15 protein-coding genes and 1 pseudogene are annotated in these 14,230 nt (G+C 40.4%); 10 read left to right on the forward strand and 6 right to left on the reverse strand.

The window, feature by feature from the left end; translation table 11 throughout:
• Positions 1 to 125: 125 nt before the first annotated feature.
• Entirely contained in the window at positions 126 to 926 is an 801-nt protein-coding gene (locus IQ276_RS14025; RefSeq protein WP_190875999.1) for a histidine kinase, read from the reverse strand.
• Between the two features lie 179 nt (positions 927 to 1,105).
• Here IQ276_RS14025 and IQ276_RS14030 point away from each other — a divergent pair, with 179 nt between their 5' ends.
• The 3 genes from IQ276_RS14030 (at position 1,106) to IQ276_RS14040 (ending at position 2,844) form a co-directional block, all read left to right on the forward strand.
• The gene (locus IQ276_RS14030; RefSeq protein ID WP_073645416.1) at positions 1,106 to 1,330 is read left to right on the forward strand and encodes a hypothetical protein; all 225 of its coding nucleotides are present in this window, start codon (positions 1,106 to 1,108) and stop codon (positions 1,328 to 1,330) included.
• A gap of 132 nt (positions 1,331 to 1,462) precedes the next feature.
• A complete protein-coding gene (gene petJ, locus IQ276_RS14035; protein WP_193913435.1) occupies positions 1,463 to 1,798 on the forward strand; it encodes a cytochrome c6 PetJ in 336 nt (111 codons plus the stop codon).
• 26 nt (positions 1,799 to 1,824) lie between these two features.
• Positions 1,825 to 2,844: an aldo/keto reductase gene (locus IQ276_RS14040; RefSeq protein WP_190875996.1), complete on the forward strand. Its 1,020-nt coding sequence runs from the start codon at positions 1,825 to 1,827 to the stop codon at positions 2,842 to 2,844.
• Between the two features lie 335 nt (positions 2,845 to 3,179).
• On the opposite strand, the gene IQ276_RS14045 is transcribed toward IQ276_RS14040, so the two are convergent.
• Positions 3,180 to 4,229 (reverse strand): anti-sigma factor antagonist, encoded by a 1,050-nt coding sequence (locus IQ276_RS14045; RefSeq protein ID WP_193913437.1) that lies wholly within the window; start codon positions 4,227 to 4,229, stop codon positions 3,180 to 3,182.
• A 182-nt stretch (positions 4,230 to 4,411) separates the two neighbouring features.
• On the opposite strand from IQ276_RS14045, the gene IQ276_RS14050 reads away from it, so the two are divergent.
• Entirely contained in the window at positions 4,412 to 5,209 is a 798-nt protein-coding gene (locus IQ276_RS14050) for a 7-carboxy-7-deazaguanine synthase QueE (RefSeq protein WP_190875994.1), read from the forward strand.
• 240 nt (positions 5,210 to 5,449) lie between these two features.
• Here the strand turns inward: IQ276_RS14050 and IQ276_RS14055 are convergent, their stop codons facing one another.
• Both IQ276_RS14055 and IQ276_RS14060 read right to left on the reverse strand, forming a co-directional pair.
• Positions 5,450 to 6,094: a DUF3318 domain-containing protein gene (locus IQ276_RS14055; RefSeq protein WP_190875993.1), complete on the reverse strand. Its 645-nt coding sequence runs from the start codon at positions 6,092 to 6,094 to the stop codon at positions 5,450 to 5,452.
• Between the two features lie 77 nt (positions 6,095 to 6,171).
• Positions 6,172 to 6,729: a hypothetical protein gene (locus tag IQ276_RS14060; protein ID WP_190875992.1), complete on the reverse strand. Its 558-nt coding sequence runs from the start codon at positions 6,727 to 6,729 to the stop codon at positions 6,172 to 6,174.
• A 618-nt stretch (positions 6,730 to 7,347) separates the two neighbouring features.
• Between IQ276_RS14060 and IQ276_RS14065 the strand changes: the two genes are divergently transcribed.
• From IQ276_RS14065 to IQ276_RS14085, 5 genes are all read left to right on the forward strand, one after another.
• Positions 7,348 to 8,427: an amino acid ABC transporter substrate-binding protein gene (locus tag IQ276_RS14065; RefSeq protein ID WP_190875991.1), complete on the forward strand. Its 1,080-nt coding sequence runs from the start codon at positions 7,348 to 7,350 to the stop codon at positions 8,425 to 8,427.
• 79 nt (positions 8,428 to 8,506) lie between these two features.
• Complete coding sequence (locus IQ276_RS14070; RefSeq protein ID WP_235115656.1) at positions 8,507 to 9,433, forward strand: amino acid ABC transporter permease; 927 nt, start codon at positions 8,507 to 8,509, stop codon at positions 9,431 to 9,433.
• Between the two features lie 130 nt (positions 9,434 to 9,563).
• The gene (locus IQ276_RS14075) at positions 9,564 to 10,739 is read left to right on the forward strand and encodes an amino acid ABC transporter permease (RefSeq protein WP_193919306.1); all 1,176 of its coding nucleotides are present in this window, start codon (positions 9,564 to 9,566) and stop codon (positions 10,737 to 10,739) included.
• Between the two features lie 548 nt (positions 10,740 to 11,287).
• Complete coding sequence (locus tag IQ276_RS14080) at positions 11,288 to 12,031, forward strand: amino acid ABC transporter ATP-binding protein (protein ID WP_309245594.1); 744 nt, start codon at positions 11,288 to 11,290, stop codon at positions 12,029 to 12,031.
• Positions 12,032 to 12,149: 118 nt separating this feature from the next.
• Positions 12,150 to 12,338 carry an element excision factor XisI family protein gene (locus IQ276_RS14085; RefSeq protein WP_228043223.1) on the forward strand — a complete coding sequence of 63 codons (189 nt, stop codon included), beginning with the start codon at positions 12,150 to 12,152 and terminating at the stop codon, positions 12,336 to 12,338.
• Here IQ276_RS14085 and IQ276_RS14090 read toward each other — a convergent pair.
• Positions 12,310 to 12,568, reverse strand: a pseudogene (locus tag IQ276_RS14090) (Txe/YoeB family addiction module toxin); the annotation flags it as partial. The gene IQ276_RS14085 and the pseudogene IQ276_RS14090 overlap by 29 nt on opposite strands.
• Positions 12,549 to 12,800, reverse strand: coding sequence for a hypothetical protein (locus IQ276_RS14095; RefSeq protein WP_193919305.1), 252 nt, complete (start codon positions 12,798 to 12,800; stop codon positions 12,549 to 12,551). The gene IQ276_RS14095 and the pseudogene IQ276_RS14090, both read right to left, overlap by 20 nt.
• 252 nt (positions 12,801 to 13,052) lie before the next feature.
• Here IQ276_RS14095 and IQ276_RS14100 point away from each other — a divergent pair, with 252 nt between their 5' ends.
• The gene (locus IQ276_RS14100; RefSeq protein ID WP_228043222.1) at positions 13,053 to 13,949 is read left to right on the forward strand and encodes a hypothetical protein; all 897 of its coding nucleotides are present in this window, start codon (positions 13,053 to 13,055) and stop codon (positions 13,947 to 13,949) included.
• The last annotated feature ends 281 nt before the right edge of the window (positions 13,950 to 14,230 follow it).

Consider the following 14,230-nt stretch of genomic DNA (forward strand, 5'->3'; position numbering starts at 1 on the left):
TTTATTTTGTAGGGGCACAGCAATGCTGTGCCCCTACAGCGTGGTCGATTGCCTAAATTAAGAGGTGCGTTAAAAGGCTAACGCACCCTACCAACAATGAGTTAATAGATAAATACTATATCTATCTATTTATGAATAGTTTCCCGCTCTTTATCAGCAGGTTCCTTATCTTTGAACAAGTCAGCCGCAGTTAACAGTAACTCTCTCAAGGTTTGTTTGATCTGATACTCTTTTCTGGCTAAAGATGTACCTGCTTCACCTAGTTTATCTTCTAACTGCGATCGCTTTTGTTCTACCTGTACAGCAAGAGATTCTGCTTGAGGACGAGCTTGATTATACCAGTGTTTGGCCTCATCTAGATAATCTTGAACCTCCATAGAACGCCCACCATAGCGTGCAGCCATATTAGCTCGAACAATGGCTAGCTGTGCTTGTAGTTGTGCATAACGTTTCTTTAACAATGCCACTTCTTCACTATCTTTAATGGCATTAACAGCAGAATCAATTGCAGTTTTAGTACTAGCAGGTTTTTCCTTACCAGTTTCTTCAATCTCTGCCAAAATTACATCAACTTCTTGCTGGAGTTGTTCTTCTTCGCCATCCAATTGAGCCTGTAGACGCTTGATATCTGCCTGGGTTTTAACAATAGATTCGTGTCTTTTACTATTAATTCCTTCCAAGGCTCCTTCAATGGAAGCTGTCACTTCATCTTTGAGTTCGCTCCCTTTTTCTTGGAAGTTTTCAATGACAGCAGACACGGCATCTTTAACAAGGTTACGAATGTCACTAGAACCTTGTTTGAACTCTGAGGCTACTTGAGAAACAGCGGATTTGACAATTTCTCGAATCCGTTCAGTTCTTAATTGTCCGGTTTCTTTAGCTTGTTGCAAGTCTGTTTGAATTTGTTGTTTGATATTGTTAGGCATTTTCAACTCTGGAGATTTTACTAATTGGGATAAAAATTTCTAGACATGATTCTACATACTCATTATGGCGTAGCCTTATTTGGCTAGGCACTTCCTTTAGATAGAAAGTCACAAACCCAAAGAAGTGTTGCCTATTTGTGAGATGATGAATATTTGCTGGTAGTAATTGAGAATCAAATATGTGGCGAGTGAATATTACTTGTTCTGGTGATGCGTGGAAGGTTTATGGTACTCAATTTAAGGCGATCGCCGAAAAATATCAAGGTGAATTAATCGGTTCCAAAAAAATGCCCGACGGTACCCGCATCATGTCATATAAAATTGAAGATGTTAGCGATGCCGAAGCTTTTCAGGAAGATTGTGCAAATTTTGCTGGATTTACATCTGATTTTGAATCTCTGTAACATAACAGAATTCAGAAGCAAAACAAATTTTATCTCTAGCTTTGAGACTTAGTTTGTGTATGCATTTAAATTGACTGCATTTGTGATGACACTCATTTTTGTAACCAGTATTTGAAAATCCGGAGAAGTTGAGTGAAAAAAATCCTAACGTTGGTATTAGTAACTTTTCTATTATTAATAAGTACTTTCACCTTACCAGCTAATGCAGCAGACACAGTTAATGGTGAACAAATATTCAGCGTTCATTGTGCTGGTTGTCATATTAATGGTGGTAACATAGTTAGGCGGGGTAAAAACCTAAAAAAGCAAGCGCTCAAGAAATATGGTATGGATTCAATAGAGGCAGTTATATCGATAGTTACCAATGGTAAAAGTAATATGTCAGCCTACAAAGACCGCCTCAGCGAACAGCAAATTCAAGATGTTGCTGCTTATGTTATTGAAGAAGCTGAAAAAGGCTGGCGTTAAAATAACTTATCACTCCTAACTTGAAAATGAACTTACCCGCAGCTAGTCGTCTCCAATTCACTCCTGATTTAAACATTTCCCGCATATTAAATGGGATGTGGCAAGTCTCTGGCGCACACGGACGCATTAATCCCCAAGCTGCCATTGATAGTATGTTCAAATATTTGGATGCAGGCTTTACCACTTGGGATTTAGCAGATCATTACGGCCCTGCAGAAGATTTTATTGGTGAGTTTCGCTGTCAATTAATTGATACCCGTGGCAAAGATGCTTTATCCCAAGTACAAGCCTTTACAAAATGGGTACCTCGTCCTGGAAAAATGACCAAAAAATTCGTCGAGGAAAATATTGATATTTCCCTAAGAAGGATGAATGTGCAATCATTAGATTTGATGCAATTCCATTGGTGGGAATATCGAGATCAAAATTATCTAGATGCCCTCAAATATATGGCAGAACTGCAAACAGAGGGCAAAATTAAGCATTTAGCTTTGACTAATTTTGACACGGAACACTTAAAAATTATTACCGAAGCAGGCATTAAAATTGTTTCTAACCAAGTACAATTTTCACTGGTCGATCGCCGTCCCGAAGTGAAAATGATTGAATTTTGTCAACAGCATGATATCAAACTTTTTACTTACGGTACAGTTTGCGGTGGTTTGTTATCAGAAAACTACTTGGGGAAACCAGAACCACGAGGATTTGATTTAGCTACTGCTAGCTTGAAAAAATACAAAAATATGATCGATGCTTGGGGTGGTTGGCAATTATTTCAAGAATTGCTTGCTATCCTCAAGGAAATTGCAAATAAGCATGGGGTAAGCATTGCCAACGTGGCAGTACGTTACATTTTAGACCGCCCAACTGTGGGAGGTGTAATAGTTGGTGCCAGACTTGGTGTGTCTGAACATATAGAAGATAACGCCAAAGTCTTTAATTTTAGCTTAGATGGTGACGATGGCGATCGCATCAATGCTGTCTCTCGCCAATCACGGGATTTGTATCAGCTAATCGGCGATTGTGGGGATGAATATCGGCGATAATATAGCAATTCTATCTGATTTGCGATCGGTCAACAAGAAGGGAGTAGGGAGTGGGGAGTAGGGAGTGGGGAAGACAGCATTGAACGGGGCTTGAGACCCCGACCAATGCAATCGTCTTAAAAAGACGGGGCTTGTATCCCAGTGGTTGTGGTCGCTATTTTTTTCCCTACTCCCGACTCCCTACTCCCGCCCCAACGGGGCTTGGTCAATCACGCGATTTGTATAAAATGTAAAATTAACTAAAAATTTACCCAAGCCCATTATGAGCTTGGGTGTGTCGAGTAATGATCGTGAGAATTGCAAGTTAGCAAAAAATTGTGAATAAGGATAGTTAGCTAAACAGCACCACTGTTTCTATTAAACAGAATCGCTATAGTTTTGAAAATTAGCTTTAAATCGTAAACCAAACTCCAATTTTTTTGATACTGCAAATCTAGGCGAATTACATCTTCAAAACTACGGACTGTAGAGCGGCCATTTACTTGCCATTCGCCAGTCATACCGGGTTTGACATCTAAACGTTGCCACTCTGGTACTTCATAGCGTTCCACTTCATCGGGTGTGGGTGGCCTAGTACCAACTAAACTCATTTCTCCTTTGAGGACGTTCCAAAATTGGGGTAGTTCGTCAAGACTAGTTCGCCGTAAAAAACGCCCTACCTTGGTAATTCTGGGGTCATTTTCATTCTTGAAAAAGGCACCTTGCACTTGGTTTTTGACTTGGGATTTCTTTGCTTCTGCATCCACACACATTGAGCGGAATTTCCAAATTTTAAACCGTTTTCCCATCCAACCACAGCGGGTTTGACTAAATAAAATCGGCCCGGGATCGTTAATTTGAATAGCGATCGCAATGGGAATCGACAAAATTCCTGTAATTAATAACCCAACCACTGACCCGATAATATCTAAGAATCGTTTCATCCAAGATGCTACAGAAGGATGAGTCGTGGGCAACTGCTCTACTTGACGGGAAACTGTCCTCCGGCTATCTTTTAAATCTTGTTGTTCTATTGGCGACTCATTGTCTACAGACTCTAGGGGGAAAACTTGATCCAATCCCGTGAGTTTTAAAACTGCCATCACTTGGGGTGTTACATTCCGCAGTCTGAATCCAATACCTTTAGCCTGAGCGTATTTAAAATTACTGACCAAGGCACCCAAACCACTACTATCCATAAAAGTAGTTTGCTCAAAGTCAATGATGATTTGCTTGGGATATGAATTCGGTTGGATTAAGTTTTGGCAGGTTTGCTTAAAGGCCAAAGCCTCCAGCACGCTCAACCGTGTCGGCACCTGCACTATAACCGTGTCGTTTAGGGAATGAACTGGAAAATCGACCTCTGTCGGTTGGCTAGTCATGAAGCTCTGCACTTTCGTTGCCATGTATAATGTGATCTGCCAAACATTATTCTGTCCTTTGAAAATTACTTAAGTGTAATTAGGACTAATTATTATTTGCTGTTTCTCAGATTGGAAATCGCTAGCGACGATTCACAATAGAACAAGAAGCTAAAAAATATTCTTGCTGTTGTGCCGACGCAACGCGATCGCGTTACTCTGATCAAATGATTGCTAAAACTACGGTTACATCTACCGCACGCCTAGTTGAGGTCTTCTCTGCCATTCAAGGCGAAGGACTCAATGTCGGAACACGTCAGATTTTTATTCGTTTTGCTTTGTGTGATTTGCGCTGTCATTTTTGTGATAGCGCCCACACTTGGAATGCACCTCTTAATTGTCGGATAGAGCGATCGCCTGGATTACGCGACTTTGAAATTTACTCTAATCCCGTCCCATTACCCATATTAGTAGAATGGGTTCAAAGACAAAATCTACCTTCTCTACACGATAGCATTAGCTTAACGGGGGGCGAACCACTTCTTCATGCCCAATTTTTAACGCAGTTTCTACCCGAAGTGCGAGCCATAACTGGTCTACCTATATACTTAGAAACTGGCGGACACCGCCCAGAACAACTGGCGATGATTCTCCCCTACTTAGACTCCGTGGGGATGGATTTCAAGTTGCCCAGTGTCAGCGGTGAAAGTCATTGGCAAGAACATGCTAAATTTCTCCAATTATGTCATGAATCATATTTAAATGTTTTTGTCAAGATAATTGTGTCTCAAAACACAGATCCTGCTGAGTTGGAACGTTCAGCTCTGCTAGTGGCAGATGTGAGTCCAGATATACCAGTATTTTTACAGCCTGTTACGCCTTTGATAGAGTCTGAACAATTTTCTCCAATACCTGCGCTTGCCCCTGCGCCCGATAGAGTTTTGATGTGGCAAGCCTTGATGAAACAGTCTCTTAAGCAAGTGCGGGTAATACCCCAGACACATAAAATGCTTAACCAACTGTAAAATAGCCTGTTTATATTTGGCTATATAAAAGGTAAGTCTTACTAAAGATATCGTTAAGGAAAATATAAATTTATATTAAATTTTGTTAATGAAATCAATATATAAATTTTTATTAAGCTTTTGTTGCTCGATAAAGTTGCGAGCTATCGAAAAGCACCTTGCAAGAATCTGAAGTTACCACGGTCAATTATTGAGATATTTTAGGGGTGGGTATCGCCCACCCAACCTACTTTCTGCTTCCTACACTGCGCCTTCATCCATCGTTTTAGATTTAGCTTTTGCTTTATTAGCGCTGCGTTTGAGGGCAGAGAGCCTTGCTTCGTATTTCGACCGTTGACGCTTGCTAGGAGTATTGTCAATCAGGGTTTTTAAGGCGCTACCAAGACTCTTGTAGGCGTTGGGGAGGGTATAGCCAAAACGAGTTGCCAAGGCGATCGCTTTTTCATCAGCATTGAGCTGTTCTCTTAGTTGCTTCTCCCCATTATTCTTTTGATATAATCGCCAGCCTGACACGCCACACAGCGCCAAAGCTAACACCAAAAGTAATCCATCTTGTACCCATAATTCACCGACAGCACCACCTAAACCGATGGCTAGTGCTGCCATTTCCCAACCATCTTTGGGAATTGTGTCATTTTGAACGCGAGCAACTTCATGCCAGAACAGCAGATTACGCTGATCCATTGCGAGGGCATCCCATTTCACCAAGTCAATTTGAATTTCTACTTGGTCTTTACCAATTTCTTCGCAGCGGATCAGGGGTGGATTGACCTCAGTTGTGCCTTCTACCGTGACCCAGCTCTGCAATTCTGGCGGTAGTAAGCCTTTCAACCGCCGGAGTTCACTCATTTCCGCTTTAGCAGAGGAGGTTGCATAGGATGTCATAATATCCAGCCCCAGAAAATTTCAGTATATAGTGAGGGTATCACTTTGGAGTATAGCTATTTCAGTGATGATCCGTCTCACTCATTGGGAAAACTTCCTCGTTTTTTTCGTGCTTCCATTGCCTTTTCTAGTAAATCTAGCAATCCTGGAGCTTCTTCTTGGATACTGAGTAATAGTCTTTCTCCAAGTTCTATATTTCCTGGATCGAGGCCTGTTGCCATAACTTCTTTCAGGCGAGGGATAGCTATGCCATCTACAATCTGAATTAATCCACTCAGACAACGGTGAAATTGCCTTTCTGTGAGAATTGAGTCTTCCAGGGGGAACTCGATGATGGCTCGGATTTCGCCATCGGATGGATCATACTCCCATTGCAACATTTTGGTTTCCCAGGAAATGGCAAGCATTGTCTGTAGGATAGCTGCCTTGTGAGGATGCTCTTGAATTCCTGCCAGAACTTGAGGGGCAAATACTCGGAAAAATTTTCCCTCTTCATCCAACTGAACAACTATGAGAAAATCTTCTAAGTTATCAGCTTCCACACCTGTTATAATACGGTCTTCTTCATCATCAAAACGGTAGTCCCAACCAAGGTTATCTAAGTACTTGGCAATCTGTTTGAGGTTAGCTCCCATAAAAGCCTCATAAGGAATGGTGGAGCAGCTGTTACCAGACCTAGTTTAACCTGCGAGTGGTAGTTGTTTGAGTTAGTGTGGCTACTTATGGATGAATGGGGTATGAGCAATGGGGCATTGGGGATAGAAAAACAGATTTTGATCCTGGGCTGTGAATAGTATTTGATGAAGCTCTTTTGTTCGTTATTAAAGATGCAATAATTGGTTGTTACCAACTCTTAGGTAGTAAAAAATATAGAATTGGTATCGCTAGAATTTTAATATTATCTTCCAGATTTGATCGACAGATTGCTATCTAGTACAACGCTGCGTAAATAAACTTACCATTTCAAACAGGCACAAGCCTTGATATATCAATCTTTTGACTTTTGACTTCACGGCGGTACTAGTATCCTGATAGCGTTTTAAATAAAAGTGGAAAGTTGAAGCTAAATTAAGACAATTTCCACAAAATATCTCAGGCTTTTAAAAAATCAGTAAAAACTTCAACTAGCGCTTTTAATGGTGAAGAAATATAGCCTGGAGGCTGGTAGAGTTTTATATGACAAGCAACAAATTGTTTTTACCCAAACGATTGTAGTGAATAATACATTTTTATTGTCTATAACTATGAAGTTTATGCATAAATCAGGTTTCATTGTAGCGATCGCTCCCCTAATCTTTACCATTACTGCTTGTGGTGGAGGGTCAGGACAAACACCAAATACAGCTAGCAGCCCAGGCGGTAATCCACCAGTAGCAGCAACTAGAAATCGTTGGGATAGTATTAAAAGCCGTGGTCAGGTAATTTGTGGTGTTAGTGGTGACATTCCAGGCTTCAGCTTTGTGGGAAGTGACGGGAAATACAGCGGCATTGATGTAGATATTTGCAGGGCGATCGCAGCTGCTTTGTTTGACAAACCAGATGCAGTAGAATATCGCAATCTCAATGCCAAAGAGCGGTTTACTGCCTTGCAAACTGGGGAAATAGACGTTCTCAGCCGTAACACTACCTGGACTTTGAGTCGTGATACTTCAGTTGGTCTAGAATTTTCACCAGTGGTCTTTTACGACGGACAAGGCGTCATGGTTCGTAAAAATAGCAATATTAAATCTCTCACAGATTTGAAAGATAAAGCTATTTGTGTTCAAACTGGCACTACTACCGAACAGAACTTAGCAGATCAAATGCGAAAAAGAGGCATCACTTACAAACCCGTTGTCTTTGAAGACGCTAATGCTACCTTTGCTACCTACGCTCAAGGACGTTGCGATGGCATCACAACCGATCGTTCAGCATTGGTTTCTCGGCGCACAACCCTACCCAACCCACCAGACAATGTGATTCTTGAAGAAGTGATTTCTTCAGAACCCCTTGCACCAGCAGTTGCAAAAGGAGACACTAGGCTGGGTGATGCCCTGAAGTGGGTGGTTTATTCTCTAGTAAAAGCCGAAGAATTGGGCATTACTTCCCAAAATGTAGGTCAGTTCGCCGCTAGTAACGACCCAGAGATTAAGCGCTTTTTAGGAACAGAAGGCAACCTTGGTGAAGGACTTGGCTTAACAAACGACTTTGCAGCACGAGTAATTAAGCATGTCGGCAACTATGGTGAGATTTACGATCGCAATCTCGGTCCCAAAACAAAACTTAATCTAGCTCGCGGTCAAAATCAACTCTGGAATAAAGGTGGACTGCTTTATTCTCCGCCGTTTCGGTAGAAGTGGGGAGATGGGGAGTGGGGAGATGAGGGAGATGGGGGAGATGGGGGAGATGAGGGAGATAAGGGAGAAATAACCAATGACAAATTCAAAACCGCCTATATGGCGTGATAATCGTTTTTGGCGTATTGGCTTGCAATTTGTTGCAGTATTTTTAACAGTAATTGTAGTAGTAATACTGTGGGTAAATCTTAATCGCAACTTGCAGCAATTGGGCATTCAGTTTGGATTTGATTTTCTCAACCAACAAGCTTCTTTTGAAATTGGTGAAAAGCCAATTAGCTACAAGCCAACTGATACCTACAGCCGTGCGTTATGGGTGGGGTTAATTAATTCTTTGCGGGTGGCGATCGCAGGAATTTTTCTCACCACAATTGTGGGTATCACCGCTGGAATTGCGCGACTTTCTGACAACTGGTTGGTGCGGAATATCACTATGATTTATGTGGAGATTTTCCGTAATACGCCCTTGCTGCTGCAATTGTTATTTTGGTACTTTGCTGTTTTCCTCAGTTTTCCGAAAACAGAAAATAAAATATCACTTTGGGGTTTTATTGGCCTGAGTCAAAGTGGCTTAGAACTTCCTTGGTTTACTGTATCACCAGAATTTTCAGCTTTATTGTTGGGATTAACTTTTTACACAGGTGCGTTTATTGCGGAAATTGTCCGGGGTGGAATTCAATCAGTACCTCAGGGACAATGGGAAGCAGGGCGATCGCTAGGATTAAAACCAGGGTTGGTGATGCGCCTGGTGATTTTTCCCCAAGCTTTGCGGGTAATTATTCCACCGTTGACGAGTCAATATCTCAATTTGACAAAAAATTCCAGCTTAGCGATCGCCATCGGCTACCCTGATATTTATTTTGTCGCCTCCACCACTTTTAACCAAACAGGGAGAGCTGTAGAAGTAATATTACTGATTATGCTCACCTATCTCATCCTCAGTTTGAGTATCTCTCTAGTTATGAATTTGTTTAATCGCGCCGTGCAAATTAAAGAGAGATAATACAATTTGAGATTTTAAATTTTAGATTTTAGATTGGGGAAGATTTAGTATTAATTGCTTTTTGCTTTCCCTTTGTCGGAATTATTTTTTAAATTAGTCTAGCAAAGGTATGGGGAGAATAAATAATTAAATGACAAGCAATCCAAAATCCAAAATCCAAAATCCAAAATTGTTGTGGTTGCATAAAAACCTATTCAGTACTTGGTACAACAGCTTGTTAACTGTTGTGTGTTTGGTGTTGTTGTTTTGGGTAGCACGAGGAATAGTAACTTGGGCAACGACTCAAGCACAATGGGCAATAATTCAGGTTAATTTACGTTTATTTTTAGTTGGAAGGTTTCCCCAAACGCTATATTGGCGACCTTGGATTGTGCTGGCGATCGCTGCAATTTTAGGGGCTATAACTGGGGGTGTTTTCTTTAGCAAGCAACAATTAACAAGACGTGGAATTGCTGTTTTTGCGTTTATAGTCGGTGTTTTATTGATTATTTTACCACTGGATTTGATATACCGCTTACAGTTACTATTAATTGCAGTTTTAATATTTGCAGGTTTTGGAGTTGGAAGGAACTTTGCTGAAGTATTAACTCCTTGGCTTTCCCTATTATGGTTATTATCTTTTCCCGTCATTTTGTGGTTAATTGGCGGTGGATTTGGATTGCAATCTGTACCCACAAACTTGTGGAATGGTTTACTACTTACCCTACTAATGGCAGCAGTTAGTATTGTGCTTTCCTTTCCCATTGGGGTTTTACTGGCTTTAGGGCGGACAAGTAATTTACCCGTAGTGCGTTGGTTTTCTATCCTCTACATTGAAATCATTAGAGGAGTCCCCTTCATTGGGATTTTGTTCCTTGCTCAAGTAATGCTTCCCTTATTTTTGCCAGCAGATGTGCGGCTAGATCGGGTATTACGAGGAATTGCTGGATTGGTTTTATTTAGTGCTGCTTACATGGCAGAAAATGTACGAGGTGGACTTCAATCAATTCCACGGGGACAAATTGAAGCTGCGAAAGCATTAGGATTAAATACAGCTTTCGTGGTTTTATTAATTGTCCTGCCTCAAGCTTTACGTGCCGTTATTCCTGCGATTGTTGGTCAATTTATCGGCTTATTTAAAGACACTTCACTCTTATCTTTGCTCGGATTAGTAGAACTCACAGGTATTGCCCGTTCTATCTTGGCACAGCCAGAATTTCTTGGTCGCTATGCAGAAGTTTATCTATTTATTGGATTTATTTACTGGATATTTTGTTACTCAATGTCGCTGGCTTCTCGGCGTTTAGAAAAACAGTTAAGTCAGTAGTTAGGAGATTTTGAAAAAGAATTCAGAAAAGGGAATTGGAGTCATTGGAGTCCAGTGGCGAATAAATAAACGGTGAAACACCACAGTAAATTTTGAATATTTCCAATCCCTTACACTCTTATACCGTTTCACTTTAATTATGATACCAATACGTTGGTAGGGGCACGGCATTGCCGTGCCCCTACGCGAAATCTATATGTATCAGGGTTTTAGTGAAATGGTATTAGGACTTAGGCAAGCAATAGCCGAAACCCTGATTTTCGGCTAGGGGCAATTCATGAATTGCCCCTACAGAGTGTAGTTTTGCGTAAGTTATAACTCTTGATTCTGATTCCTGGATTCTTAATTGTGGATTCTTCCTCATTGTGCATCTAACCCAATACTGTTCGGTTAAGCAAGAGACGGCGATTTATCGCGTCTTTGTCATGTAGAATTTTGATCAAAAAACCTTAACCGAACTGTATTGGCATCTAACCAAGCTTGTAAATCCGCTAAGCTGCTAAAATCCAACAAAGCAAGCTTACTAAAAAATTCGGAGGTGCATATCTGTGACAACAGAACAAAAACCGATAATTATTGCTGAAAATGTTCACAAGTGGTATGGCAAATTCCACGTTCTTCAAGGTGTGAGTTTGACAGTAAATCGCAAAGAAGTTGTGGTTTTGATGGGACCTTCTGGTTCAGGTAAATCTACTTTTATTCGCACGTTCAATGCGTTAGAAGAATACCAACAAGGAAGAATTGAAATTGATGGGATTACTCTTGGTCATGACTTGCGAAATATTGAAGTAATTCGTCGAGAAGTGGGAATGGTATTTCAACAGTTTAATTTATTTCCCCATTTGACCGTGCTGCAAAATATTACTTTAGCACCAGTTTGGGTACGGCGATCGCCAAAAATACAAGCTCAAGAATCGGCAATGAAACTATTAGAAAGAGTAGGCATTTTAGAACAAGCACACAAATATCCAGGACAGTTATCTGGTGGACAACAGCAACGGGTGGCGATCGCACGTGCTTTAGCCATGCAACCTAAAATCATGTTGTTTGATGAACCCACCTCAGCCTTAGATCCAGAAATGGTACGGGAAGTATTGGATGTAATGCGAAATCTCGCCCGTGATGGAATGACAATGGTAGTCGTCACCCACGAAGTTGGATTTGCCCGCGAAGTCGCCGACCGAGTTATTCTCATGGATAGCGGTACCCTCGTCGAGTCAGCTACCCCTGAGACATTTTTCAGCAACCCTAAAGAAGAAAGAACACGCAAATTTTTATCACAAATTCTCTAAAACCTCCGCGCTACTTTGCGCTTACCTCTACGCCCCTCTGCGTTTCAATTCAAATTGTTATTAAAAGTAATCAACTCTGTTTACTAATTTATAATATTGAACACGAGGCGATCGAACAATGGCAAAGCTAGACGAATATCGACAATATATTAAGAATTTGCTTCAACAACATGCTAGTACTCTTTGGGATAATCGCATACAAGCACAAACAATTTTTGATCCAGAACACGATCATTATCAATTAGTTTATGTAGGTTGGCGCGATCAAAACCGCATTGTTCATAATGATATTTACAACTCAAAATAATCAACAAATCTTCTTCCATTTTGTAAACTAATCTATGTTCATCTGTGATTCGCCTTGACCAGTAACCTTGTAATTCATATTTTAATGGCTCTGGCTTCCCTACCCCTGCAAAAGGATCTCTTTGTATATCTCTAATCAGTTCCAATATTTTTTTGAAGATTTTTTTTGTCTTCTGTTGCCCACTGACCTAATTGTTCAAAAGCTTCTGGTTCAAAGGTAACTTTTTTCATATTCATCTAAGTCTACATAAATTAGATTTCCTTTTTCTACATTTTCCAAAGCTTTGAGCAGATGTTTTTTATTAGTCTCTGATTTCAAAAGATAAGTAGTTTCATCCTCTTCAGTTGTTGCTTCGACTAGCACAATGACTTCTACAACTGTTCCTTCTGGTAGTTCGGTTGCTGAGAGTTCAATCTTGCCATCTTTTCCAACAACTGCTTTTTGTTTAATTCCACTAAGCATAATTGGTATTTACTCCCATATTTACTACCTTATTGTAACTGTGTTTGACTGAGATGAGATTTGAGCGATCGCCATTTTTATATTCTGGGGTTTTTTAAAAGAGCGATCGTTATTAGAAAGAATAGAACTCACATTAGTATTAGGGATTACCAAGAAATAAATTATCCAATCTTGTGGGGTGGGCATCTTGCCCGCCATATGAACTGGGCGGGCGAGACGCCCACCCCACAATAAATAATTGGTGTTTCAGTAATGGGCTTTGCTGTAATAGCACAGCGTCTCAATGAGCTAGAAAAACGCCTAAAACAAGCAGAAGAACTATTGAACAAAGTTAACCGCAAAATTGACCTTAGTTTTTATGCTAATTTTCGTGCTGCAATTGAGTTGGCGGTTAATGCCTTCACGATGACTAAACCTGAAAATCGTAGAAGCAGCGCTTTGCAAGCTATTAATCGCTTCTTGGAAGCAGAACATATTTACACTGAATATACTGATATCGAAATTGAGCAAAAAAGCCAAATTGCTGATGAGTATTTGCTAACTTTGTCTTTAGCTTACCTAGCTGAAGCACGTTGCTATTTAGAATTAGAGGAACATGAAACAGCACTTCGCCGCTTCCAAGAAGGGACTAGAATTATCCGTTCTCGTATTCAAAAATATGTTGACCTTTTGCTCACTTCTAACCCAGGAGCATATTTACAGCATGAGTTCAAAGGTCAGATTGATTTGCGAAGACTAACACGAATTTATCAATGGATTGATCCAAATTTGGATGAAAATGCTGTGTTTGATATGCAACGAGAGAATTTGTTTAAGATGGCACAAGATCCTAACAAATGGTTAGACTCACTACCAGCGGCAATTTTAACTCGCGTTGAAGTTCAAGGAGGTTGGTTTGGCCCAAGTCAGGATGATTTGAAGCAAGAAGCTTACAAACGTCTTCCCCAAGTATTTGAAGTAATGGAATCTATGATTGAAACCAATCGCCGTTTTGAATCTTACCAAACAGAAGTACAAGCAATCTCTCAACTAGGAATCAGCTTTCATGACTGGCTAAAATTAACTCCATCCACAGAAGTAAAACCTGAAAGCGCAGAATTGATGTATATAATTCCATCCAAACCTTTAAAGTTACAGCCTTCCATCTAAATTAACTTCTCTTTCTTCCTTTGCGTTCTTTGCGTCCTTTGCGGTTCGTCAAAAATTTATATTTGTATCAACCGCAAAACTAAGACTAATAAACAAATTTTAGTACTTTTAACTACATAGCTTACACAAAATCATGATAAAACGAACCGCAAAGGACACAAAGGACACAAAGAAATAAGAGTTTTAGAGAGTTTTTGTGTAAGTCCTAAACTATTCTCAATTCTTTCTCTGCGTCCTCTGCGCCTCTGCGTGAGATAAAAAAAGGCGAACTTTTCGGTTCG

The organism is Desmonostoc muscorum LEGE 12446, from assembly GCF_015207005.2.
Classification (GTDB): Bacteria; Cyanobacteriota; Cyanobacteriia; order Cyanobacteriales; family Nostocaceae; genus Nostoc; species Nostoc muscorum.

What these genes read in the sequence shown, in the direction of transcription:
- IQ276_RS14025 (WP_190875999.1), bottom strand. Translation starts at nt 926, where the DNA reads ATGCCTAACAATATCAAACAACAAATTCAAACAGACTTGCAACAAGCT.
- IQ276_RS14030 (WP_073645416.1), top strand. Translation starts at nt 1,106, where the DNA reads ATGTGGCGAGTGAATATTACTTGTTCTGGTGATGCGTGGAAGGTTTAT.
- IQ276_RS14040 (WP_190875996.1), top strand. Translation starts at nt 1,825, where the DNA reads ATGAACTTACCCGCAGCTAGTCGTCTCCAATTCACTCCTGATTTAAAC.
- IQ276_RS14045 (WP_193913437.1), bottom strand. Translation starts at nt 4,229, where the DNA reads ATGGCAACGAAAGTGCAGAGCTTCATGACTAGCCAACCGACAGAGGTC.
- IQ276_RS14050 (WP_190875994.1), top strand. Translation starts at nt 4,412, where the DNA reads ATGATTGCTAAAACTACGGTTACATCTACCGCACGCCTAGTTGAGGTC.
- IQ276_RS14055 (WP_190875993.1), bottom strand. Translation starts at nt 6,094, where the DNA reads ATGACATCCTATGCAACCTCCTCTGCTAAAGCGGAAATGAGTGAACTC.
- IQ276_RS14060 (WP_190875992.1), bottom strand. Translation starts at nt 6,729, where the DNA reads ATGGGAGCTAACCTCAAACAGATTGCCAAGTACTTAGATAACCTTGGT.
- IQ276_RS14065 (WP_190875991.1), top strand. Translation starts at nt 7,348, where the DNA reads ATGCATAAATCAGGTTTCATTGTAGCGATCGCTCCCCTAATCTTTACC.
- IQ276_RS14070 (WP_235115656.1), top strand. Translation starts at nt 8,507, where the DNA reads ATGACAAATTCAAAACCGCCTATATGGCGTGATAATCGTTTTTGGCGT.
- IQ276_RS14075 (WP_193919306.1), top strand. Translation starts at nt 9,564, where the DNA reads ATGACAAGCAATCCAAAATCCAAAATCCAAAATCCAAAATTGTTGTGG.
- IQ276_RS14085 (WP_228043223.1), top strand. Translation starts at nt 12,150, where the DNA reads ATGGCAAAGCTAGACGAATATCGACAATATATTAAGAATTTGCTTCAA.
- IQ276_RS14095 (WP_193919305.1), bottom strand. Translation starts at nt 12,800, where the DNA reads ATGCTTAGTGGAATTAAACAAAAAGCAGTTGTTGGAAAAGATGGCAAG.
- IQ276_RS14100 (WP_228043222.1), top strand. Translation starts at nt 13,053, where the DNA reads ATGGGCTTTGCTGTAATAGCACAGCGTCTCAATGAGCTAGAAAAACGC.